The 26,695-nt window shown below is 72.0% G+C and carries 2 protein-coding genes (1 of these 2 cut by a window edge); both read right to left on the minus strand.

All coding sequences use genetic code 11. From position 1 onward, the window contains the following. Positions 1 to 273 (minus strand): hypothetical protein, encoded by a 273-nt coding sequence (locus tag FB388_RS36085; protein ID WP_142107147.1) that lies wholly within the window; start codon positions 271 to 273, stop codon positions 1 to 3. Next, positions 270 to 26,695, minus strand: partial view of an MFS transporter gene (locus tag FB388_RS36090; RefSeq protein ID WP_142107148.1) — the 3' portion only. It continues 18,166 nt past the right edge of the window; 26,426 of the gene's 44,592 nt are visible here — the last part of the coding sequence; its start codon lies beyond the right edge, outside the window — the gene reads right to left on this strand; it ends in the stop codon at positions 270 to 272. Before FB388_RS36090 ends, FB388_RS36085 begins: the two co-directional genes overlap by 4 nt.

Below are 26,695 nucleotides of genomic sequence, written 5' to 3' on the forward strand. Positions count from 1 at the left end.
TCATCGCTGCCCGTCGTGCCGGGACCGGCTCCGGAGGCCTCGGGCGGACCTGCGGTGGGCCTGGCAGCAGTAACGGATCGTCTCGTCGTTGCCGGGGACCATCGGCAGGAGGTTCTCGCAGCCGGTGAGCTCGCAGCAGCGCCGGTTGCTGCTCTGTTCGCACTCGTCGGAACCGGTGACGACCTGCTCGGTCTCCGGTGCCGGCCGATTGAGGTCGGCCTGCCCGGGCTGCAGGAAGAGCGGAAAGGTCGGAACCGGGCGCGAGCTACTCATGTGTTTCCTCCTGTGGACGAGTGGCCGTCGACGACGGGCCACGGGAAGGCAGGCGGGACCGACCCGCGCTGCCGATGGGTGGGAATCCCGGAGAACGGGGTCTCGGGGAGCTCGGTCAGCGCGGTCTGCGCCTGCTGCCGGTGGGTCTCGGCGGCCGGCCACCAGGCCGTGGGAGGAGCGCGCGAACGCTGCTCGATCTGCTGCGTCGCCGGCTCGTCGCGGTGAACCGGGACGGTGGCGCCGGCGCCTGGGAGCGGGGGCTGTCCCTCGTCCGGCTGCGTCGCCACGGGATCCGCGCCGACATCGGCGACGTCCAGCCGTGTTCCAGCGCGCGGCGATCCCGACGACTGCGACTGTCGCCGTTCGGACGGGGCGGGATCGGGGCCCGCCACAGTGCCTGCCAGCGCGACGGCCACGGCGATGACGACCGACCACAGCCGCGTCACCCGGGCACCCGCCTCCCGCGGGCCGGCGAACCGCAGCGACAGGACGATCGCGGCCGCCGCCGCGAGCGCCGCGACACCGCCGCCGATCACGGACGGCGCACGTCCGGTCCACATCTCGCTGGCGAGGCCCAGCAGCGGGGCGACGATCGGGTCGCCGATGAAGGCGAAGGTCATGTACAGGCCCATGACCCGCCCGCGCATCCCCTCGGCGACCGACGTCTGCAGGTAGGCGTCCGTCGCGGTCACGTAGAGCAGGCGGGCGATGCCGGTGACGCCCATCAGGATCACCGCGAGCAGGAGCGTCGGCATGAGCCCGGTGACCACGGTGAGCGCGCCGAGCGCCAGCGCGCCGCCGAGGACCATGGCGAGCGGCGGTCTCCCGGGGCGGCGCAGCGTGTTCAGCAGTCCCCCGACGACGGCGCCGACCCCGCCGGCCGTCGCCAGGGCGCCGTAGCCGCGCACGTCGGCGCCGAGCCCGTTGTAGGCGAGCAGCGGTACCAGTACCCCGGCGTTCAGCGCGAACGAGGCGACGACGGGCCAGAGCAAGAGGACGATCGCGAGATCACGCCGATCGGGATGACGGAGGTAGGTGAAGGCGTCCCTGAGCCGGACGTCGTCGCGGGCCTTCGGCGCTGCGCGCGCGAGGCTCGGCGAGGGGATCAGGAGCAGCGCCGCGAGCACCACGGCGAAGCTGGCGGCGTTGATCACGAACGACCCGCCCACACCGAACGCCATGATCACGAACGGGGCCGTGAACGGGCCGATGACCTGGATGAAGGTGAAGACCAGCGACGTGAGCGCGACTGCCTGGCCGACCAGCCCCTTGCCGACGATCTCGGAGACGAACACCTTCTGGATCGGCTTGGCGATCGCGGTGAGCGCCCCGGTCACCGGCGCGATCAGCAGGATCCAGCCGAGTGCGACCTGACCGGTCACCGTGAGGATCCCCAGCAGGGCGGCGGTCCCCAGGAGGCCGCCGTTCGTGATCATCAGCAGCAGCCGCTTGTCGTGCCGGTCGGCGAGGACCCCGCCCCACATCGACAGGACGCTCGGGATGGTCTGCAGCGCGACGACCGCACCGAGCCAGAAGCCGCTGCCCTGGGTCAGCTGCATCACCAGCTGGATCTGCGCGATGTTCTGGATCCAGCCGCCGTACACCGAGATCGACTGCCCCCCGAGGTACAGCCGGTAGTCGCGCAGCTTCAGCGGGGCGAACCGGCCGGCGCCCTCCTTATGGCGGGGGGACGGTTCGGCGAGGAACGACGCATCGGCGCGCCACACGTCGTTGCGCCCGAGCGCCGGGCCCGCTCCGTGCCGCCACCTCGGTTCCGGCAGCGCGGATGCGGCGCGCACACGGAGGTATTCGGTCGTCGCCACGACGATGGCGGCGATCCCGACGATCCACAGCAGGAGAGCGCCCCACCACGGAGGACCGCGAGCGGGGTGGGCCGGTGCGGTCTGCTGGGTGGCCGAGTGCGACGTCGACTCCGAGGTCGACGGCGCCGGGTTGGGTGTCGACTCGGGGTGCGGCTTGCGCGCGGCGGGAGGAGGGAGCCGTGATCCGCCGGTCGGCGGTGCCAGCCGCAGCACCGCCCCGGGACGGATGAGGTCGGCGTTCCCGCCGATCACGTCCGCGTTGCGCTGGTAGAGCGTGCGCCAGTCGCGCTCGCCGGTTCGCTCGGCGATCGCCGAGAGCGTGTCGCCCGGACGGACCACCGTCGTCTCCTCGACGGCCTGATCGGCGGCGAGGCCGGGCCCGGCCGTGGCGACGACGGCCATCACCGCGAACGCCACGGCGACGGCCGCGCGCACGACCCACCGCCGGATCCGCGCCATGACCGCGCGCGTCGACGCGAGCGCGCCCGGCGCCAGCCACCCCGACAGCATCACCGCGATGCCGGCGCCCAGGACCGTCACGAACGCTCCGCGGAAGCTGCGGCTCTGCCCGGAGCGCCACGTGGCTACCCGCGGGACCGGCCGCGTGAGCACCTCCGCCACGGCGGTCCGGGACCGGGCGGGCCGCGCCGTCGGCAGCGGCGGCATTCCCCGGAACACGCCCTCGGAGGCCTTGCCCACGCGTGCGAAGCGCACCACGCCCCCGATGAGCCCGACGGCGGCCACGATCCAGGCCACGGGCACCCACGGCAGACCGGGCGGGCCGCGCGCCGGTTGCGGGGCCGGGTACGCACTGCCGCCCGGAACCGTCGACGTGGTGCGCGCCGGGGGCGCCGTGGCGCTGCTGGTGGACGGTGCCGCGGGCGGCGGAGTCGAGGTCGGCGCCGGAGCCGCGGTGGTCTTCGGCGGCGGGGTGCTCGACGGCGGCACGGGCGTCGGCACGGTCGGCGCGACCGGAGGTTGCACGAGCGACGGCCGCAGCGTGATCTCCCAGCCGGGCTCGACGTGGTGCGGGTTCCGGCCTTCGCCGAACCGAATCGGGTTGGCCGCCGCGACGACCCGCCAGTCGCGCCGGCCGACCCGCAGCCCGATCTTCTCGAGGTACTCGTCGGGCTGGACGGTCCACGTGTCGCCCTTGCCTGCAGGCGCGACCACCACGGTGTCCTCGGGCAGCACGGCGTCGTCGGCCGGGAGCCGGCGCGGGGTCGCGGCACGGATGGGTTCGGTGGTCGTCCGCCATCCGGCTGCGAAGTCGCGGAGCGTGTCGCCCTCGACGGAGACCGCCGCGGTCCCGCCGCTGGGCGTGTCCGGCGCGCCGGCCGCGGTCTCGCCCGTGGCAGCAGGCGCTTCCTGCGCGGTGACCGCACCGATCGGGATCGCCTCCGCGGACGCGCCGGCGCCCGGACCGCCGAGCGTCAACACCATGGCGGTGACCAGCGGCGCGAGTAGACGTCCGATCCACCTCAGCAACCGACGCACCCACGGCTCCCGGCCGGCTGCCGGCTCGTGCTGCCCCACCCGCTCCCACGCCGGCAGGACGGCGGCACCGATGTTCCCCGCCCCTGCGGTGAAGGCCGCCGCTCCGGGGATCCGGCCTCCAGTGATCTTGCCGATCGCGGTGCGGTCGGCGAGCCGGAGCGTGCGGAAGCCACGAGCGCCGAGCAACCACGGCGGGCCTCGCTCCCACCTGCCGCCGAGCCGGGTGGCCGAGGCCCACAGCAGCACCGCGAGCGTCAGGAGCGCCGCACCGAGGCGCGGGTCGATGTCGCCGAGACCGGCCAGCGGGAGGCCGGCGCCGATCGACGCCCCCGCCGTCGGTACGTCATCACGGCGCAGGTACACGATGCGGGTGTTGTCGCCCAGCACGATCACGTCGCCGTCCCGGAGCACCGTCGGCCCCGTCACGACCCGGCCGTTCACCGTGATCGCGCTTCCGCGCTCGGCCGGAGCGATCCGCGCGACGCCGCGGTCGAACTGGACGTGGGCGTGCCGCGGCATGAGCCCGAGGTCGCCGCCGGTGATCCGAACGTCGGCGTCGTGGGACGTGCCCACGGTCGTGCGGACGAACTCGGCGTCGGCCGGCTCGACGACGGTGCCGCCGACGACGAGGTAGGCCGTCGTGTCGGGCACGGCGGGCGTCACCGGCGTTGGATCGATGTCGTACAGGGCGGCGAGCTCCTGCAGCCGCGCGTCGAGCAGTGGCGATGAGATGCCGATGGCGAGCACGACGAGGATCCGGTCGCGCATCCTGGTGAGGGCCTGCTGGTCGGGCGTCGTGCTCCGCATCCGGAAGCGCTGCTCGGCCTCGGCCGCGTCGAGCAGGGCGGCCAGCACCTGCATGCTCTCCGGGTCCTCGTACGACCGCCGCGCGCCCGCGAACACGACCTCGCCCGCGAGGTCGAAGACCGCTTCGAGCTCCTCGAACTCGTACAGCGGGGACGGTGTCATCAACCGGGGATGAAGGTTCAGCTGCACGTCGGCTGCCCTGCGGAGCATCTCGGCGTCCACGACGCCGCGGATCAGTCGGTCGACCTGGCTCGGCTCGTGGCCGAGGTGCCCGATCCGGAACGCCACCCGCTCCAGCACCGACCACGGCATCTCCCGGAGCAGCTGCACGAGCGTCGGCCGCAGGTCGTCGCGCCTCCCGGACTCGAGCACTCGTGCGATGCCCTCGACGGTGCGCGGGCGCAGGTCGTCCGGCGAGGTGCCGGGGCGGCGCACCGTCACCCGCACCGCACCGTCGGGCGGCAGGAGTTCCGTCGCCGGAACGGGCACGACCGCGGCGCTGGTCCGCGCCGAGCCCGGTTGCGCCATCCCGATCAGTCCGTGTCCGCCGAAGACCCCGCCGCCCAGTGCGTTCTCCACTCGTGGGGCCCGCACCTCCGGCTCGCCGGTGGGCGAGAGCGTGAACCGGCCGACCGAGACCCCGGCAGGCCCGTGCACCGGGTGTCCGATCACGACGATCCGAGCGCCCTCGGCGATGTCACCGCGGTGGCGCGGGGCGGCGGGCCCGATGGCGAGGGCGTCGACGCGCAGGATCGCCACGTCTCTCCACGCCTCGTCGAAGGACTGCGGATCCACCTCGACGCCGTGGTACGCGTGTCCGTCCGGCGACGTGATCGTGAACTCGGCGGCGCCCCACGACAGCTCGGCCGACGTTGCCACGATCCCCGGTCCGATGACCGTGCCGGACCCCGACTTCACGCTGCCGTCCACGTGGAGCGTCTTCACCCGAACGGTGTCCGCCAGTGCGTAGGCCAGCGCGAACAGCGCTTCACGCTCCTGCCCCGACGGCGCCTGTCGCAGCGTCCACCGCACCAGGTCTTCGTCGGCCGCGTTCAGCGCTGCGATCGCCGGAGCGGGCAAGCCGGTGGCGTCGATCCCGTAGCGGCGCTCCAGCACGGCGTGCTGGGCGCGCACCGAGCGCAGGTAGGGCCACGTCCGCGGGAGACCCGGCACCTCCGCCGCGACGACGCAGCAGGTCCCACCCGCGAGCCGCGCGAGCGCGTCACGCCAGAGTGCATGCTGCGTACCCGGCGGTAGCGCCCGCACCTCGGCGAGGACCACCGCGTCGATGTCCAGCACCCCGCCTGCGCCGACCACGACGACGTCGTCCGGCACGTCCGCGCCGGACATGCCGTGCTCGGCTCCGCTCACGGCGATCCCGTCCAGGTAGCCGTGGCGCACGCGAAGCGCGGTGAAGTGCGCCGGCAGCTCGTCGACGTCGAGCCCGCTCAGCTCGATGAAGCCGTGGCGGCCGTACCGGCCGATCACGGTGGACCGCGCGGCCGCCGCGTCCAGCACGGTGATGTCGCCGCCGGTCGGATCGGGTACCTGCTCGAACGCTTCCCGGACCCGGTCACGCCAGCCGGGGAACACGCCGTCGAGCCGCTGGAGGGTCGTCGACGCGTGCGCGTCGTGGCCCTCCCAGCCGTGGGGATGCCGATGATGCAGGCCCTCGTGCCCGGCGATGAGCTCCCGCGCCTCCGATGACCCGGCGAAGACCGCGCTGACGTGCGTGAACGACACCGTCCACACGCGGTCGTCGCCGAGCTCGCCGAAGACGGTGTAGGCGATCATCTGCGTGCCGAGGCGGCTCAGTCCGGCCCTGCGCAGCGGCGCCGCGACCAGGTGCCAGTCGACGTCGACCTCGCCGCCCTCGGGTGCCAGCGCGGCGGCCACCGACCGGAGGATGCGCCCGAGCAGCCGCTCCTCGTGCGGCTCGGCGCCGCCGATGATCAGCCCGCCGCCCTGGATGCGCCCGTCACCGAGCACCGTCCAGACCCGCAGCGTCACCGCCCACACGGGCGAGCCGAGCTCGTCGAGCTCCGCGCGGAGGCGAGCGAGCACGGCGCGCGACGGGAGCCCGTCCATGTCCTCCAGATCGACCAGCTCGACGAGCAGCCTCCCGAGCCGCTCGTACACAACGTCGGTCTCGTTGAACAGCTCGGCGCGCAGCCAGTGCTGCTCCGGCGAGGCCGGCACGTTCTTGCCCAACCCCTCACGAGCGGCCTGCAGTACGTGATGGAGCAGGGTGGCTTCGCCGAGCACCGCGGTGAAGTCGGACGCGGTGGTCAGAGCGCTCCTGGCAGCGGCGACGAGCTCGTCGACGTAGGTCAGCAGCCGGACGCGCAGCTCGTCGTCCCCGAACAGATCGAGGACGTGGTCCTGGACGACCCGGCGGCCGTCGATCAACGCCTGCAGCACGTCGGGGTCGGTCCTTGCCGCCTGCCCGAGCGCGTCGTCGGACGGCCGCACCCCGTCCGCGGTGATCGTCGCCATCGAGAGCCACTCGACGACCACGGCAGCGCCCTGCGACTGATCGGGGCGCACCCCCGGACCGGCTTCCACCAGCGCACGGGCTCGCGCGAGCAGGTCCTGCGTGCGCGCCGCCGCTCGTGCCAGCTCGTCGGGCGAGCGGTGGTCGTCGGACAGGGCACCGACGGCGGCCTCGATCGCGTCGAGCAGGTGCGCCCGCGCGGCGAGCTGGCCGGTGCTTCCCGGCAGGAAGGCCGTGAGCGTCTGGATCGCAGCGGTGGCGGCGTCGGCGAGCACCAACGCCTCGTCCGCAGCCGTCACCCCCGTGGCTCCCGTCAACGCCGCCTCGGCCGCCTCGTGGAACTCGGCTGCGAACGCCAACAGCAGCGCGGTCCACAGCGGTCCGCTGCCGCCGAACACGGTGCGGATGTGGAGCTGAACCCGCGAGTAGTCGTCGACGAGAGCTCGCAGGGCGTCGGGGGCCTCCACGCTCATGAGCTCCAGCTGCCGTAGTGCCCGCCTGGTCAGCAGCCGGTCGTCGTCGATCGTCTGCGATGCCAGGGTCCGCTCGGCGATGACGGCGATGAGGTGGCGGAGCTCCGGTCCCGCTCCGAGCAGCACCTCGGCGAGGAACGACTCCGTGTACTCGTGCAGCGCTCCGTCGGCGGTGCGGAAGTAGACCCGGACGACGTCGTCGCCTTCCGCGACGTGGCCGGCCGCGATCTCCTGCCACTTCGCATCGCCGCCGAGCGTTTCGGCGAGCCAGAACTGATGGACGTGCGGCGGGTTGCGCGAGCCCCGCCTGATCGACATGAGGGCCTGGAACGCCTCCCCGTTCTCGATGCCTGCGACCTTCTCGGCGACCACCCTGCGGATCAGGTCCAGCACGCCGGCCGGGCCGGCGTGCGCGCTCGGCCACCGCGAACCCCGCTCCAGGTCCTTGACGATCTCGTCCCGCCGTCGACCCCCCTGCACGGGAGTTCCGCGCATCTGCGCACCCGCGACACGCTCGTCCACCGGTGGCCCGAAGGGCTTCTGGAAGTCGGCGGTTGCCAGGCCGAGCACCCCGTCGGACGGCTCGTCGACCCGGTCGAACCTCCGCACCCCGTACCACCGGCCGACGAGGACGACACCAGCCACGAGCAGTGACGGGAGCAGCCAGCTCGGCGAAGCCCCGAGCATGGTCGCTGCGGCCTCCGGGGACCCCTCGATGTTCGAGGCAGCCGAAGCAGAAGTGCTCGACAGCGCGAGGAACCCGTTGATCAGAACCACGAGCGCGGCGATCCATGCGAGAGCGCGCTCGAGCCCGGACCGACGGGGAGGAGACTCGTCGGCATGCGCCGACGCGGAGGCCACGGGTCGCGTCCCGTGCTCCTCCTCCAGCGCAGCCAGGTAGGCGCGCAAGGCCAGGGCGCCTACCGCGAACGAGCGATTGGCCCCCGGATGGCGGCCCAGGAGCGGATGGACACTCCAGTGGAGCAGTTCGTGGACCACGAGCGTTCCGTCCTCGTCCACGAGTCCTGGGCTCCCGGACGCGCCCCCTTCGATGGCCCAGGTCGTGCGGGTGCCGACGGCCAGGTCCTCCGAGGCGGAGTCGTGCACGACATTGCCCTCCGGGCGAGCCTCGCCGAGCCCGACGATCGGAGCCGACCGCCTGGCCAGCGGCATCCTGCCGCTGCGAACTCCGCCCAGCGGGTACGCGATCGACATCGTCGGCTCGAAGAAGTGCTCCCGTGTGGCCAGGTCGAGGGGCCTGCGCCCGAGCGACCTGGTCCGCAGGAGACGCACGTCCAGCCGCTTCGCGTGCTTGATGAGATCGTCCATCCCCACGCCGGGGAAGACGTCGAGATCGCGCATCCAGGCGGCGACCGTCTCCGGCGACGGGACGGGTAGCGGGCGGGCCTCCTGCAGGACGCCGTCCGCGTTCACCCAGACTCTCCGGGCCTTGCCGACGACGTGGTCGTTGGTGACCAGGTCGGTGTGGACCCCGTCGTCGCGGAGGACGAATGTCGTTCCGGCAGACCCGACCGCCGTGTCGAGACGAAGCACGCTGTCGACCTGCTCGACGACCTCCGAGCCCAGCTCGACCGCTTGAACGGCCGACCGCGATCCCTCCAGCAGCTCGAACTCACCGGAGATCGCCACCGGACCGTCGTCACGCGGATCGGTACCGGTGAGCCTGGCGATGTCCGCCTTCGTCGTGACGACGAGATCGAGTTCGTCGAGGACGGCAGGCCTGCGGGTCCGGGACCGGACGAACGGCACGGCCGCGGCGGCCACCACGAGGGCCGTCCACGTCGCCGCGAACAGCGCATGAGCGAGGCTCGGGAAGAAGTCGTGGACGAAGCCCGGCAGGACCGTGCCGAGCCAGGCCGGCCAGCCGGCCGCCACCCACATCGGCGCCACCGCCAACAGACCCACCGTCGCCGCCAGCGGGTAGACCAGGAGCCCGAGTCGCATGACGGCAGCGGACGACCATCCGATGTACCTGACCAGCGGCGTCACCGCGGCCGGCCCCGGCATCCCGATGAACAGCGCGACGGCGAATGCGAGGGCGATCTGCTCACCGGCGTCGATGTCGCGCGGCCTCAGCGATCCGCTCATCCAGCCCGTCATCCAGAGCGTCGCGAGGAGGAAGCCCAGGGACACGAGGCTCCGCACCGTGTCGCGCACGATCGGCCGGCCCTGCGCGGGCATCCGTTCGGGGGCTGCGTCGAGCAGCCTGGACGGGTCGTTGACCCAGGCCCGGGGGGTCGGACGGGCCGGCCTGTCGGCCAGCGCGCCCAGATCGGCTCCTCCCAGTCCGCTTGCCTCCAGCCACGCACGCATCAGGCCGTCCGGCCGGCGCAGGCCGGCGCGGTCGGCCAGCTCCACGGTCGAGGCGACGCTCGCGGCCGGTTCGCGACCGAACCGGTCCGCGTCGGCGAGCTCGAAACGAACCAGTGCCAGGTCCACGTGCCTCGCCAGGTACGACCGGGTCACGCCGCCCTGCTCGTCGTCCTCCGTGCTCGCCGCGTCCCACCGATCGATCACGTCGCCCACGCGCGGGTACTCGAGCACCTGACCTGGAACCGTGCCCCCGCCCACGACCACGTCGACGTCCACCGCCCCGCGCACCGCGCGACGGTCCGTCACCACGTACCCGAGCGCGCCCGACGCCGCGGCCAGCACACCGAAGTCGTCGCGCTCGACCCCGTCGTGGAACGTCGAACGCAGTCGCACGAAGCGGTCGCTGCCGGCACGCTGCTCGGCCGCACCGAGATCATCCGACGAAGGGTGGACCGGCCGTCCCGCCTGCCGGAGCTGCTCGTGCGCCGCCGCGATCCCGACATGCCGGCCGAGCAGGTACCTGACGGCCTTCCTCCGTGCGTACTTCCAGGCGGCGACAGCAGCGGCGACCACGACACCACCGACGATCAGGGACGGGGCAACCCAGCTCGGCGAGCCGTCACCGCTTCCGCCGGCAGCGACACCCGGGTCCGCCGACGCCGGCCGGGCCCCGACCGTCATGAACAACCAGCCGGCCACGCCGATCAGCGCGGCGAAGGCGCCGGCCTGCCGGAAGAACCGGGCCCGGCCCCGTTCTGCCGGCGCCGTCGGCCCGGCGGTCTGATCTTTGCCCTTGATCAGCGCGTGCAGGCTCGGCGCGGCACGCTCGAGCGCCGGCGTCACCACCCCGAGCTCGTGCGGGGTCATCTGATCCGCGACTCGTGCCACGTCACGGGCGAACTGGCTCTCCAGCTCCCGCTTCTGCCGGCCGTCGTCGAGCCCGGCGATCGTCCGGTGCCGCGTGATCATGCTGTTGACGACGTCCGCGACCCAGGTCCGGCGAGGACCCAGATCGGTCACCGGGTCCACACCCGGAATCTCCGGCACCTGGAGCCGCGGCCGCACACCATGTGCCCGCAAGAGGGCGTCGATCGCGGCCGCACGCACGGCGGTGCGCTGGGACGTGAGCAACCCCGCGACGCGGAGCACCTGGTCGCCCGCATCGCGCACCGCCAGCGGGCCGCCGGAGTTGCCCGGCCCGGCCGCCGGCGAGCGATGCTCGAGGGAGAACGCCGTTTCCGCAGGCCGGTATTTGCCACCCGCGCTGCCGAGCAGCGTGCCGGTGCTGACCACGAGCTGCTCACCGGCGACGGCGATGGGCCATGTCTGCCCCGCGGCCTCGACGTCGACCGTCGTCCGCCCGAAACCGAGCGGGACGACGCCGGAACCCGCGGAGACGTTCACGGCGAGCTCGAACGGCGGGAGATCCACGTCGACGAGCCCGGGATCACGCAGCTCGACGAGAACGAGATCGAGCTCCTCGGCTGCTTCCAGGAGCTCCTCGAACGTCGTCGGCCCGTCGACAGCCCCGGTCGCGATGAGCTGGAGAGCCAGCTCGGTCGGGTCCGGCAGCGGCAGAACCTCGCCTTCGATCGTCGTGCCGGAGGCGAGCCTCACCGTGACGCGACTGAAGTAGGGGAGGTACCTGCGCCCGGTACGAGCGACGTGCTGCGGGTCGGCCTTGCGCTCGACCACGTGCCGGTTGGTGACCACCAGGCGTTCGTCGAGCAGGAGGCCGGACCCCTGCTGGTCGCCCTTCTCGTGCCAGCTCATGCGGTCCCACGGCTGCTGCTGAACGCGGACGGTCCGGGTCGCCAGCGGATGCAGCGCGCGGCCCAGTTCGACCGCCTGCCACACCGGATCCCCGTTGGGGGCGTGCAGCTTGACGAACAGGCCGGCCTTCGACGCCGGCACCGGTGCAGGAGCGCCCACCGCAGCCGTGATCGACGGCGGCTCGGGCAGCGGCGCCCAATGCGGGACATCCGGCTCGTGTCGCGGGCTTTCCCGCGTGGTCAGGAAGGTGATCGCGAAGGCAGCGGCGGCGAACACCCCGGCGGAGAGGGTGGGGACGGGGTCGGCCGGGCCGCCTGGCAGTGCCGCGGACGCCAGGCCCAGCCCCAGCAAGCCCAGACCAGCCGGTACGGCCAAGCCTGCGGACGCCCACCATGCCTTCCGCCCGGACTCGAATGTGCGAGCGTGGGCGCGCATGTCCGTCCACAACCAGATCGCGAACCCGAGCGCGGCGGCCGCCGCGCCGACGAGCGCGATGGTCACCGACGTGGAGAAGACGTCGCCCCAGATCGATGTCGGGCCGGGAGCACCCGCCCCCCTCGTCGAAGCGTGGACGGGTGAGCTCGGCCCGGTCGTCGCCGACGCCGACGGTGTCAGCGCCACGGTCGATGCCGCTGATGCGACCAGGCCGACCACCCAGCGAAGCCGCTGCCCGAGCCACCGGAAGACGGTTCTGGTCACGTTCGTGAGCAGCCCGGGCCGCGACGCGTCCTCGGGTGAGATGAACTCGCGAAGTGCGATGCGGAGCATCCGCAGCTCGTCCGGCAGGAGGTCGAGCTGGGCGACGCGCTTCCGCCCCAGCTCGCCCCGAACCGGCGCCGCCACCGCGGGCGACCAGCCCTCCGCGAGGGCCGCGGCGGCCGAACCGATGTCGCGCACACCGTTCGTGGAGAGCTTGCCGGCGATCGTCCCGGCCTGCTCCTCGGTGGCGTCCGCGTGCTCGGTCAGCGCCTTCTTCAGCTCGTCGAGCGTGCCGATCCGCAGTTTCGCGACCCGGATCGACGCCAGGATCCCGAGCCCGATCACCGCCAGCGTCAGCAGGCCGAACCGGCCGAGCGCCTCGGTCGTGAGGGCGCTGTAGTCGGCTCCACTCGCGACCAGCACGGTGACGGCGCCGGAGAAACCGCCCAGCAGCATGGCGTCGGTCTGAGCGCCGGCAGCGATGCTGAGCGCCTTGCCGGTGTTGATCAGGGATGCGCCGGAGGGCCCTTCCGCCCACTCGTTCAGTGGCAGCCGGGCCACGGTCACGACCACGACCGTCACCACGGAGACGGCACCGAACGCCACGACGCTCGGCGCGATCACGAGCCAGGCAACCGGCACCGCTGTCACCGACGCCAGCACAGAGATGACCACGAGCACCCGCGCCTCGCTCGGTTCTCCGAGCGGGACGTCGCGGCCGACCAGCCGCCAGAGGGCACCCGGGGTCGCCAGCAGCCTCTTCAGCTTCGGCCAGTTGCCGCCGACGAGCAGGGATGCGATGCCCCGCACCGTCACGACCGCGGCCACGGCCGACCCCAGCGCCGCCCGGCTGCCTGACAGCTCCGGCGCCACGATCACGAGCATCTGGTCGAGCATCGGGGCGCCGAGTGCGCTGAGATAGAACCCGGTGACCACGGCCAGCATCGGGATCGAGGCGATCCACCTGGCCAGACCGCGCGGCGTACCGACGACCTGGTAGAGGCCACCGAGCAGCGCCGTCCCGACCGACGGCGGTGCGCGCGGCCGAGCCTCGGGATCCACTCCGCGCAGGACGACCCAGACCGCCGCCGTCAGCAGAACGGTCGCCACCGACAGCACGCCCAGCGTGGCGGACAGCCCGATCACGGGGATCGACTTCGCGACGAGGGCCGGCACACCGAGCTGCACGATCTTGAACCCGAGGTCCCTACGACCGTTCCGCACCGGCTTCATCGCGGCTGAGACCGGATGGTCGATCTCCTCCTTGCCCACCATCAGCCCGACCGCCAGCCCTGCCAGCGAGACCAGGAACGCTCCCGGCAGGAATGTCGCCGCCGCGGGCACGAGGGCCATGCCGCCGAGCCCGACAGCGGCCGAGAGGGAGAAGAACAGGATCCAGAACGTGTTCCGGATCAGGCGGACACCCAGAGCCGCGATGGCGGGGCCGGAGAACGCGGAGACGGTCGTCCCGATCGCGGCCTGCGAGACCACGTCGGCTTCGGGGATCCCGAACCCGGCGGCGAACTCCGTCGACGCCACCTGCGACGCGCCGCCAACCTGCCCCGGCCAGCCGCTCGCGCCCCCGATGACCAGTGGCCGGAACCGTCCCTTCCACCCCAACACGGCCCTGTCGAGCTCGCGAGCCACGTCGGCGCCGCGGTAGCGCTCGTCGAGCGTGGCCTCGGTCGCCACGGCCAACACCGCGTGCTGCTCGTCGCGTTGTGCCGACTTCAGCGCCTGCGCGGCGGTCGCGACCGGCCCGGCGAACTTCGCGCGGGCGGCGTCGAGGCCCATGCCGCGAACCTCTGCGGGCAGCCGCAGGCGGGCCATCCCGACTCGCACCGATGTCGTTGCCGCTTTCAGGCCGGTGACCAGCAGCCACCAGCCGCCCGTCACCGGGAAGGACGCGAGGACGAGCTGGCGCGCGAAGCCGATGCCCGAGCGCTGGACCCGCAGCTGCTCCAACCGCTCGACGCGATCCGCCTTCCAGCGAGCCTTCGACAGGTCGCGCCGGGCCGCGTTCACCGCCTTGCTCGCGGCACGGATCGGGGCGAACAGCGCGCGAAGCTCACGTGAGCCCCCCTTCCGCCCGCCGTTTCCGGCCGTCGCCTTGCGGTGCGCCCAGATCGCGTTGCGCAGCCCTGCGAAGACGAGCCCGGCAGCCTCTTGCGTGGATCGGGTGGCCAGAGCCTTGTCGTCGAGCGTGGCCGCCGGGCTGCGGGAGAGAGCGGCGACGAACTCCCTCGGCGCCTCGTCGGCCAACCTGCGGTAGTTCTCGCTCGAGCGCAGCACCCGGCCACCGGCGGTCTCCTCGACCACGACGAGGGCGGCCTCCACGGCATCGGCCAGAGCAGCGTCGAACCCGGGCCGAGCCATCAGATTCGCCAACATGCGACCAGGCCGATCGAGGCGCAGCGTGGGGCGCCCGTCCGCCACCGCGGTCACCCGCCAGATCGCGAACGCCAGTGGCGCGTCCTTCAGGTGAGCCCAGCCGATCTCGTTCCAGCCCCGGACCTGTTCGAGCCACGCCTCCTGCCGTCGCTCGCCGATCCAGCGCATCACGAGCCACGCGACGTATATGACTGCAGCGATCGCGACCACGACCGTGATGGCCCCGTGCAGCGGCGAGCTGAACAAGCCGCCGAGCAGCGACGGGTCGGCCGCGACCTCCGTTCCGAGGCTGACAGCTCGTGCTTCGGGGGCCGGAGTGAGCAGCGACAAGCCGACGAACGTGGTCAGAACGGCCACGCCCACGCCGAACAGCTTCGCGACCGCGGCGAATGCCCTGCGGAGGATGGCGAGGGAGCGTTCGAGCAGCGTCGCTGTCTGCGCGGACCCCGCGACCTCCTCGCTCGTCCCCTCGGGACCCGTCCGGTCGGCGTCGAACCCCTCGACGAACGATTCGGGCTGCCGGTCCTTGCGTACGAACAACCCGGCGTATCGAGCGGTGTACGCGACCGAAACCACGAGAACCGCAGCCGAGATCTGGTAGAGCGACAGACCTATGAGCTGTCCGAGACCCGCCGTGCCGAGTGCGAGGAGGAGCATCGTGGACCTGGGAGACAAGGTCCGCTCGTAGCCGGCCGGGAGCCGGTACTGCCGCGGCGCCTGATGCTCAGGGCGCCAGTCGCGGATGAGCGCGTCGAGGATCTCGATGCGGGCCGTGGTGGTTGCAGGTGGCGACCCATTACCGGCGAGAGGATGGATGGCGCGCAGAGATGCGGCCCGTTCCGTCCACAGATGCATGAACAGGTGCTGCACCCAGAAGGCATTCCGTTCCGACTGCATGCCGGGCGCCGTTTCGAGCGCACGGTCGACCGCATGCACCCACTCGTGCAACAAGGTCGACGCCGCATCGATCAGGTGCGCGGGGAACCATGGCAGATCGAGGCCGGCGGCGTCGAAGGTCTCGAGCCTGAAGTACAGCGTTCCCGCCGAGTGGAAGGCTCGGGGAAGAGCCTCGCCGCTCGCCCATTCCCGCCGGAAATCCGCCTCGCCGAGGATCATGACCCGCGGGCGGCGATCGGTCGCCTTGTCCAGCCACACCCCCGGACCGCTCTCGACGACCATCCGGTACGCGAACGTGAACGTGTCCTTGACGTTCTCGGGGAGGTCATCCCACCCCTGCAGGTCGAAGGCATCGCTCGGGTCGGTGCTCAGGCCTTCCTCCTGCGCGCGCAGCGACCGGAGCTCGCGTTCGAGCGCGACGACGTCACCCACACCCGCAACGATCTTCGCCTTGATCACGGCGATGGCCCGACGCAAGGTCGGCAGTGCCAAGCCGCCCGTGTGAACCGGGTTCGCGGGGACGTGAGCATGGGATGCCATCGCGTCGAGCGCAGCCATCGCCGGTTCCGGCTGCACGTCGCCGAAGATGTGGCGATACGCCGGCCCGCGCAACATCGCCAGCACCTCGTGTTGCTGAGCAACGCGCCGCCAGCTGCCGTCTGCCGTCTCCGTCAAGAGGTCACGGAACGCCAGCTCCCGCATCGGTGCCAGCGCCTCGTGGTTGCGCTCGTCGAACCGCCCGAGCACGCCCTCGCTCGGCAGGCTCGCCGCGGCCGCCCGGGCGTGGGCAACGAGCGAATCGCCGGCGGGCGGTGACCGACCGCGCAGCCACATCCAGATCGCGAAGCCCGTCGCGACTGCAGCCGCAACCACGACGACCGCCCCGGATGCCAGCGGGGAAAGACCGAACACCGACACCGGCAGCTGAGTGCCGCCCGCCGCGGCCACGGCGGTGGCCGCCTCGGTGCCGCCCTGCGACGTGGCGGCCTCCGCGGTGCCGGCCGTCCCGAACATGCCGATCAGGCCGAGCACGGTTCCGGCGAGTCCGGCAACGATCAGCGCGGCCCCGCCCGGCCGAGCGCTCGTGGCACCGGGCGGAGCACGCGCGTGCTGACCGGCCGGGATGAGCCGTGCCGGGGCCGGTGCGGCCTCCGGCGAGACCAGCTCGACCGGGGCCGGCGCCAGCCGAACGGGGCCGTCGGCGTGGACGTCGAGCCACCCACCGGGCAAACCGTCCGACGCGCGCTTCAGCTCGATCCGGGCCGCGGTGCCAGGATCGGCGGCCGGATGCACCACCACCTCCGCGTTCGGGGCGAGCACCCGCACACCGAGTGCACGGGACAACCCGCGCATCGACTCGTCCCCGTACCAGCCCGCGATGTCCGCCGCCACGACCACGAGGGCGAACTCACCCGCCGACTCGGCGGCACGCTCGTGCCACGGTCGGAACCCGGGGTGTGCGGTCAGCAGGCCGGCGACCTGCTCCGGGCTCAACCGGACGTCGATGTCCTCGAACGGGTAGTAGAACTCACCGTCGTGGGCGGGCGCTACGAACGCGAAGTGGCGACCGGCCGGGCGCAGGCCGAGAGCGGGCGCATCGAGCGGGTTCTCGCCGATGCTGCCGGCATCGCGCTGCACGGCCCGCGGCGCGAAGACCGCGCCCCCCTCGAACATGACCAGGTCGTTCGCGATCCGCAGCAGATCCTCGTCCGTCGCGGGACGTGAATCGTCGTTGTAGCCGCGGGGCTTGCGGCGGGTTCCGGTTCTGCGCACGCCCAGGGAGTCCACGCTCGGGCGCCCGTACTCCATTCCCCACGCACGCCCCTCCAGCGCCGAGAGGTACGCCCTGATCAAGGGCGCGGGAACCTGGAACGACCAACCGTCATGCTTCTCGGACATCTCGACAATGCCTGCGTTGGTCAAACCGCCGATGACCAGGCGACCGCCTTCACGCACGAAGACCGGCCCTCCCGACATACCGCCCATCACGCGCCACGACGTGCGCAGAGCCAGGCTCGCGCCGTACGAGAAGAGCTCGCCGATCCCGACGATGGGCTTGGGCGCCTTGCCGAGGAGAGACAAGAACCCGTATGCCCCGCCTCCACCGAAACCGACCGCGATTCCCAGCTTCCCCGAGTGGTCCTGGGTCGCAAGTTCAGCCGGAACGAGGTCGAGCCCCCGCGAGTCGATGCGGATCACCCGCAGATCCGTCACGGACAGGTAGTCCGACGGCACACCGTAGTACCTGGTCCAGCTGTGGATTTCGTCCCGCGAGGCGTCGGGAAGCCGCACTGCTCGGCGAACCCTGCCCTGAGTACGCACCCAGATCGGCACTCCGTCGATCGCGACGTGCAGGTTCGTGAGGATGTCGGCCCACCGGCCGTCGTTGCGAACCACAACGCCGGTTCCGCTGGCGATCCAGCCCACACCGATGCGAACGACGCTCCGCACCTCTTCCGGTACCGATCCATCCAGCTCCACGGCGACCAGCGCGTTCCGTCGCGTCGTGAACAGGCCGCTGGATTCCGTCGAGCGCGACGGATCACCCTCGGATCCCGTTCCGAGGACCTCCTGCATCGCCGCGACCGTGATGCGGATCCGTCGGTTCGCCGGTAGCACCGGCGGACGATTCCGCTGACGTCCGAGTTCCACGACCGTCGTCGCGGCGGTGAGTGCGATCAGGGCCGCCCCGATCGTTGCCGCCGCCGCCCCGACCGCCATCGCAGTGATCGCACCGACGACGAGCCCGAGCGCCCGCCACGGGCGCAACCGGCCGATCATCCGCTGCATCAGCAGCATCGCCGCGACCGCGACCGCGACAGGCGTCCCGGCCATCGCCGCCACCACGAGCAACGACACCACCACGAACAACGACGCCACGTAACCCCTCGTGTTGACGGGGTTGCGGAGATCGTTGCCGCGCCGCGGCGTGGCCTTCAGCACCGCAGTCGCGTTGTCCCCCGACCGGGGGTACACCATGGAGGTTTCGTGATAATCGAGCTTCTCGGCTTGCTTCCCGGTCACTCGTCCCACGCCGCTGGGCAGTCCCGTGGCCTCCAGGAACGCACGGACGAGATTCGGCGGTGCCATCAGGCCGATACGAGAGACCGTCTCGCCGATGTCGCGGCCGGCATCGGCGAACAGTTCCTGCTCGCCCGCGTTCAAGCGGACCGCGATGACGGCGACATCGATGTTGCGCGCCATGTGGGCGGCAAGGAACCCCTCGATGCCGTCGTATTCTTCGTCGATCTTCGCCCAGAGCTTGACGACGAGGCCGACGCCAGGGCGAACCAGTCGCGCCGACGCCCACCTCTTGTTCCCGTGCACGACCTCGAGTCGTGCGTCTGCAGGCACGAGGCGGCGTGAGACCAGGATGAACGCGTTCTCCTCCGTCGTTGCCACGACATGCCCGATGCCATCGGTGACCTGGCCATCGCGCTGAGCGCGGACCTGGACCAGGAGGTCGGCGGCACCGGCCCAGAGCGGATCTGCGCCCTCGGCGGCAGCCGACCGAGCCTTGTCGAGCATCGCCAACAGCTGCGCAGCGAACTCGGCGCGCGACAGCCCGTCATCGGAGTGCATGAACCCCTGCACCCGGAATCGGGTCACGTAGTAGCGGAGGAAGTCGAACCAGGTGGAGGGCAGATGTCCGCTCGCCATCAGGTCATGGATCACCTGCAGCCTGCTGCGGAGCATCACGCCGTCCCCGCCGGGGTTGATCTCGAGATCGACCCAGCCGATCGAGTCGAACCATTCGAGGTCGAGGCCGGCGTCGCGCAGTTCCTCGCGCGCGGCGGCCTCGTCGCCGTCCACGTAGACGACGCCGCTCAGGTCCGGTGGACCGCGCGGCAAGCTCGGGAACTCCTCCCGGCCGGGTGCCCGCAAGCGGCCGTCCCTGCTCCACCGCGTCATCAGGTTCAGCAGGTTGTCGGCCACCTGATCCGGGACGACTCCCAGGAGGCCATCCACGGCCGCCTGCTGGCGAGCCGTGAGGTGCGCCGACACCATCCGCCGGACGACCACGAGCGCGCCGACGACGACTCCGGCGATGAGACCGATCGCGCCGACGTCGACCCCCGACGCGGAGCCCGCGATCATTCCGGCACCCTCCGCCTTCGGCGTGGGCCCGGCGAGCATCACCCCGCCGGCCAGCACCAACGCGGCCGTACCGCGGCCCACGAGCCTCGCGATCGCGCCGACAACCTTCCGGACGAGCGCAACGAAGCGTCCGAGCACGCCCGGACGGCTCGAGGAATCGATCGAGGAGTCTCCAGCGACCGAGGACCCGTCCGTCGTGCCGACGTCTTCGCTCCGGCCGTGCCGCTCGCCGGAGCGCCCGACTCGGTCATCATCCGGAGGAGCACGACTCCGCGTGCTGCCGGAGTGCTGCCGGGTGGCGGGCGGGCCGTTGCGGCGCGAACCGGGCTCACCGATCCGCGTGCGCCTTCCCATCAGGAAGACGGTGAGCAGGGCGATGCCGCCCGTGATGAGACCGTGCGACGGTCCGGCGCCGAGACCGGAGGGGCGCACCGTCGCCGGGGTCTCGACGGTCCGCCCGTTCCCGTTCACGTCCCACGACACCGTCCGGGACAGCGCGCCGTGCGTGTCGAACGAGCGGGCCCAGCCCAGCACCTCGAAGCGACCGTTCTCGTCGCTCGCCGCGCTCGTGTCGCGGTTGAAGTTGTAGCGGTCCTCGGCGTGCACCGTCAGGGCCATCGTGATCCGCGAACCGGTGACCACGACGTCCGCGCTGGCCCAGGTCGTGTAGTGACCCAGCGTCTTCTGCCAGTTCTCGGTTGCGGTCCCCCATGCGCTGCCCGGCCCGGTGATCGAGAAGGTCGTCCGCCCGGTCTCCCGGTGGATCCGCTCGGCGGCGGCGACGGCCCTGTCGATCTCGGTCCGGACGGCCCCGCGGATCTCCGGGTCCTCGCGGTACCCCTTCTCGAGGTCGACGGTGACCGACGTGCCGGTCCCGCCGCGGTAGTGCGCGTACAGCGCGGTGCCGTCGGCCAGGTCGGGGCGCACGTCCCCGGCCACCCCGAGCATGACCGCCCACTTCGCCCACGCCAGGTGGTCGGCGATCTCGGCGCTCTCGCGCGGGTCGTACGCGAAGTCGTCGTCGAACCGGATCTGCGGCCGGGTCGGTTCGCCGATGACGTGGTCCGGCTCCGCCGCGTGGCCGGGAGCGAACGCGCCGAGCAGGGCGGCGGCGGCGGCTCCGCCGATGGCGAGGGCCCGTCCGAGCGCCGGCGGCGCCCGGTCGCGCAGCCACTGCCGGACCGCGAAGCCGTGCCCCGCCATTGCGCGCAGCCCGCGGATGATCGCCCGGACCAGCATCGCCGTGGCCCGGTACAACACGGTGGCGACGACCCCGACCGTGACGATCGCGAACGCGGTGGCTCCCGCGGTGACGACGAAGTCGATCATCGAGGAGAGGTCGAGCTCGAGGCCGCGGACAACCGCCTCACCGGGGCCGGACGTCGTGTCCGCCTTCGCCGTGCCGGAGGTGCCCATCACCCCCGCGACCACCGACCCGCCGACCACGGCGGACACCCCGAGCAGGCCCCACCCGAGACCGCCCTTGCCCGTCCTCTCCAGCTTCCTGTCGACGCGCTTGAGGATCGACCTGAGCCCGGGGTTCGCGGCCAGCATCGCCTGTGCGACGACCGGTCGGTCCTCCGGCTCGACCCTGCTGCCGAACCATTCGACCAGTTCAGCGGCGAACTCGCGACGGAAGGTCACGTCCGCCGCCTCGATGTACGCGCCGTTGTACCGCACGCTGTCGGTGAGGACGTCGACGTTCTCGGCGAACCAGTGCCAGTCCTCGGCCCACTCGGCGATGTCCGCCTCGGTGACGACCCTGCGCTCACGGATCGGCTTCACCCTGAGGAAGCGGTCGCCGAGGCCGCCGAGGGCCTTGCTCCTGAGAACGCGGTCGACCTGGATGAGCAGGCCCTTCATGCGCGGCCGCTTCGCCGCGATCGCATCCGCGACGACCGGCCGCTCGTTCGGCGCGACCCGCTCCCGGAACCACGTGACGAGCTCGTCGACCATCATCCGGCGGGCGAGCTGGTCACCGCTGAGGATGAACCGGCCGACGTTGTACCGGCGCTGCTGGAGCGAGTCGGCGTTCTCCACGAACTCGTCCCACTGCCGCAGGTGGTACTCGAACTCCCCGCGGTTGACGTTCTCGGGCAGGTAGGGCTCCTCGGGCCGCGACCGGTTCTGGCGGGTCGGGGACGTCGAGCTCGTCGCGTCACCGGCGTAGCCGCGGTCACCGCTGGTCCTGGCCGGGTCGATGTGGTCGGAGCCCCGGCCTTCCACCGCGCCGGAGTAGCCGGGGTCCCAGTCGTCCGAGCCCTCGGCGATCACCACGTCGCCGCGCTCGACGACTCGGCCCCGGTAACCCTCGGCGAGCATCTCGCTGCGCTTCATGTTGTTGGCGTGGTGCTCTGCATCGGTCAGGGTCACGCGCCAGCCGCTGAGGACGCTGTCGAGGAAGCCCACTGCGTGTGGGTCGACGTGGATTCTGACCAGCAGCCACCGGTCCTTGTCGGCCGTCTCGGGGGTGTCCGCCAGGTAGTCGTGGACGAACTTGTCGGCCATGGCCCGCCAGTGCGCGGACTGCGCGCGGTCTCCGATGGCGCCCGCGAGTCCACGGGCCACCTGGTTGGCACCGGCGGACGCGCCACCGACGCCGTACCGCCGCCACAGCTCACCGGGCGCAAGCGCGTCGTCGTCGATCTGTGTGGCCTGGTCCCGCCCACGGCTGGAACCGCCACGCGGCTGGTCGCCGCCGATCTCGTCCCGTGGGGCGCCGTACCGTCCGGCCAGGGCGTCGGGGCCGTCGCCGAGAAGCCGGTGCATCAACCACTGCAGGACCGGCAGCCGGATCAGCCCACCCGCGGGGGGCGCACGAGGCATGCTCGGCCGGCCGGGGCGCTCGGTGCCCGGCACCCGCTCGGTCTCCGGCCTCGACGGCTGGTCACCCTGGCTGACGAGGAGGTCGTCGACGACGTCCCGCAGCTTGTCGAGGAGCCAGTCCTCGATGGCGGCCTGGTCCCGCTGCCACTGGGGGTCGGCCTTCGACACGTTCGCCGCGGTGCCGGAGCCCTTCGACTGGTTCACCGAGCGCGACAGCCACTGCAGGTTCAGCGGCGCGTTGGCGATCGCGTACATCAGGTCCGTGCCGAGCCGCCAGAAGCCGGGCAGGTTGACGATCTTCGCGAGCGGCACGACGTGGTCCGGCGAAACCTGCGCGACGGTCGGATCATTGGCCGTCGGCTTCATCCTCGTGCTGGGACGAGCGGGGTCGATGTCGCCGGGCTTGGGACGGGGAGCGCCCTGGAACGGCACGTCGCCGACGCCCTCCGGGCTGCCCTTGCGCAGCGCCTCGTAGATCGGGCGGATCGGTGACTTCTTGTCGATGCCGAAACGGCCCGCGCCGACAACGGGCGGCGTCCAATCGGCCGGGATCTTCTTGCGGGCCTCGTCGATCTCCCGACGGGCGGTCTCGGAGATGCCCTTCTTCCAGCCGCCGCCGTCGGCCAGGTCGGCCAACGTCTTGTCGAGGAGGCGCTGCTGTTCTTCTGTTCGGGAAGGCTGCTCATCGCCGCCGGCGCGTACCGGCAGCCCTCCCGCCGGCGGGCCACGCGCCAGGTACCCGCCGGGCGCGAACCGCCGCGCACCCGGTGTCAGGTCCGGCGCGATCAGCGGCATCGACGCGAGCGCCGGGCGCCGCGAGCCGTCGGGGAGGAGGTCGACCCAGCCACCCGACACCGGGCTGATCCGGGCCGCGCCACCCGCGGTCGCCGGCGCGAACACGTCCACGTCGCCTTCCGGCGCCCGGATGGTGACACCGAGGCCGCCCGCGAGGGTCCGTGCGTCCTTCTCGCCGATGCAGCCGAGGCGGCAGGCGACGGCGTCGAACAGGGGCTCGTCGCCCGCCACGGCGGTCCGGTCACGCCACGCGCGGAACTCGGGGAGCGAGACCAGCAGCCCCTGCATCTGCTCGAAGGTCAGTCGGATGATCGCGTCCGCCGCGGGGAAGTAGAACCCGTTCGCGTCGGCGTGCGTGACCAGCAGGAACGATCCGGTCTCGACCCGCAGCTCCCGTCCGTACGAACGCAGCCGGTCCTCGCCGACCGTGCGGTCCTCGTACCGCCACGCCCGCTTCGGCGCGATGATCACGCCGTACTCGGAGACGATCAGCTCGTCCCTGATCCGCTGCAGGTCGGCCTCGGTGGCGAGCCGCGCCGGAGGAGGTCCGCGCGCCCGCGCAACGACCCGGGCAGCCACAGCGCCGGCGACGACGGCGGCGACACCGGCACCGATCAACAGGTGCACGCCGGACAGGAAGTCGAACAGCGCACCGGGCTCGTTCGGCCCACCGGTCGGGCCGACACCGGTCGCGTCGGCGGCTTGCGAGCGTTCGCTGGGTACCACCACCGCCATCACGGCCGCCCCGAGGAGAACCAGCCCGCCGGAGAGCAGGCGGCGCAGGCGCAGGCGGTTCGGGTCGCGCATCAGCTTCGCCAGCCACGAGTCGATGCGGGAGACGAGGTAGATGCCGATGGGCGCGGCGACCACCGCGGTCACGAGCGGCACCCAGTGCGTCGGGAGCAGCGCGTGCACGCCGAACGACATCAGGCTGAGCGCCTGGACGATCGCCGCGGCGGCACCGAAGCGGGGGGAGATCCGGCCCAGCCAGGACTCGGCGATGATCGCGAGCCTCGACAGGTAGGCCGACGACCAGGTCAGCGTGAGCGCCGGGATCACCATCAGGCTCGGCGCGACGAACGCGAGCTGGACGGAGAGCAGGAAGCTCGCGAGCGTGACCATCGGCAGCGCCGCCAGGTGGAAGTCCTTGCGGATGAGCGGGTAGGCGCTGGCGTCGTAGCCGACCCAGCCGGTGATCATCGCGGGCAGGGCCTGGCCGAGGAACAGCAGGTCGGCGACGGCGAACGAGCCGTTGACCAGCAGGTCGATCGCCGAGCCTGCCGCCAACCCGGCGATCGCAGCGGGCACGTGGAAGAAGAGGTTGACCACGAGCGTCGCCGCCAGCGTGGTGGCGAGCAGCCTGCCGAGCAGGCCGGCGTGCGGGTTGAGGCCGTGGAACGCCTGCGCCTGCGCGCCGAACGCGGTGCCGGCCCTGAGCAGGAAGCGCCCGAACCTCGAGAGCTTCGTCTCGAACCGGCTCCAGGCGCTCTCGTTGTCGAGGCCCTTCTCCATGAGGATGCGCGCCTCGACCTTGATCTCGTTGGCCAACCGGTCGAACTCGGTGAGCCGCTCCGGCAGCGCCGCGTCGAACGCCGCGTACTTGCCGATCACATCGACGAGCCTGTTGATCTTCTCCGGCATGAACTGGCCGCGCTCCAGGACCGACTCGACCAGCACGCGCATCTGCTGCACGTAGGCCATCCGGTGCGTGTTCAGCGCACCGCGGACGGCGAAGGCCGTGTAGTTCGCCATCGCCGACACCGGGGTCAGCCACGCCCAGCCGAGAACCAGCGCGGCGATCGTGACCACGGTCGCGACGGCGGTCCAGATCAGCAACCGCTTGCGCATGCGGCCGATCTCGGCCCGGTCGGCCCGCTGCGCGAGCTCCGTGTGCTGGATCTCGTCGAGCACCCACCGCGCGAGGTCCTGGTCACGGAAGGCGTGCTCGGTCTGGTGAGCACCGATCAAGGCCTGGATCGTGTACGGGTTGCCGCCCGCGTCGACGAGATCCAGCGCAGCGGCGTCGGTGGCGCGGGCGAGCCCGTCGCGGTCCGCCTTCTGTTGCTTCGCGGCCTCCTTCTTCTTCGCCCTGGTCTCCTCGCGGGCCGCGTACTCGGCCTTCGCCGCGGTGCGGAACAGGCGCCACGTCATCATCCGGCCCTCGCGCGCGACCTCTGGGGTCACCGCGTTGTTCCAGCGGACGAAGCTGCGCACCTGCTCGGCGCCCGGCGTACGGGGGGACTTCCAGTCGCCGGGACCGTCCACGGCGATCGCCGCGCGCCGCGCCAGCTCCTCCGCCGACGGGTCGCCCATCTCCAGCTCGTAGCGGATGAGGAAGTCGTCGATGACCGCGTTGCGCTCCGGCGAGAACTCCGCGCGGAACTCGTTCCACGCACCCGACCTGAGCTGCACGTACGCCCAGCGCTGCACGTCGGTCCGCGCCGCGATGAGTCGCCGCTCCAGGTTGGAGTGGGCGATGTTGTGGTAGGCCTCCTCGCCCACCTCGTCGCGGATCCGGCGGAACACCGGCTCCATGTCGTGCATCCACTGCACGTACTGCGGGTAGGACTCCGGCTTCACGGCGTCGGTGCCGCCGATGATCCGCGTGTGGTGCTTCCTGACGAGCTCGATGAACCGATCGGTGATCGCCTGGGTCTCCTGCAGGTGGTAGGCCACCTCGCTCCACGAGATGTCGAACGAGATGTGCGCGAACTTCGGGTTGTCGAGGACGCGCTCGATCACGTCGAGATGCTCGACGGACAGCGTCGTGTGCTTGCCGACGCCGAGGTGCGCCAAGGTCACCTTCGCGTTCGGGTACTCGGCCAGCAGCGACAGCAACGACATCCCGAACCGCTCGTCCGGTGTCGACAACCCGAGCCTGCCGTCCGCGAGGATCCGGGCCAGGCCGAAGTCGTTGTGCAGGACCACCAGGTACCCGACCCGCTCCGACGCCTCGAGCAGCTCGCGCACGTTCGGGTTGTAGATGTCGAGCGCTTGGAGCTCCGCCCGCGACATCAGGTCGTGCGACTCGCGCTCGTGCCCGGCGCGGACCAGCAGGTCCTTGACGGCGTCCACGTGGATGAGCAGGGCCGGGATCAGCGCCATCGGATCGCGACCCGCGTCGTCGCGCTCGCCGGCGATCAGGGCGCGCAGCTCGGTGGGAAGGTCGTCGGCACCCAGCGGGTGCTCTCCGTCGCGGACCGCGGCACGCACTAGCCCCGCGGCCGTGACCAGCCGCTCGATCTGGTTCTCCCACTCGGGGTTGAGCGTCTGGATCGCCTCATGGCCGAGCAGGACGGTGACGGCCTCCTTGGCGATCGTGGTCTCGCCGACGAGCACCGCCAGGTCGGGGTTGATGATGGCCATGGCCTGCAGGTAGGCGAGGGCTCCCGGGACGTCGAGGCGCGCGCCGACGACGCCGACCACCGTGCGCCAGCTCAGACGCTGAGGAAGCCGCCGGACGGCGTCGAGCAGCAGCACGTCGGGGTACTTGCCCCACATGTGCAGCATCGCGA

Source organism: Pseudonocardia cypriaca (assembly GCF_006717045.1).
GTDB lineage: Bacteria > Actinomycetota > Actinomycetes > Mycobacteriales > Pseudonocardiaceae > Pseudonocardia > Pseudonocardia cypriaca.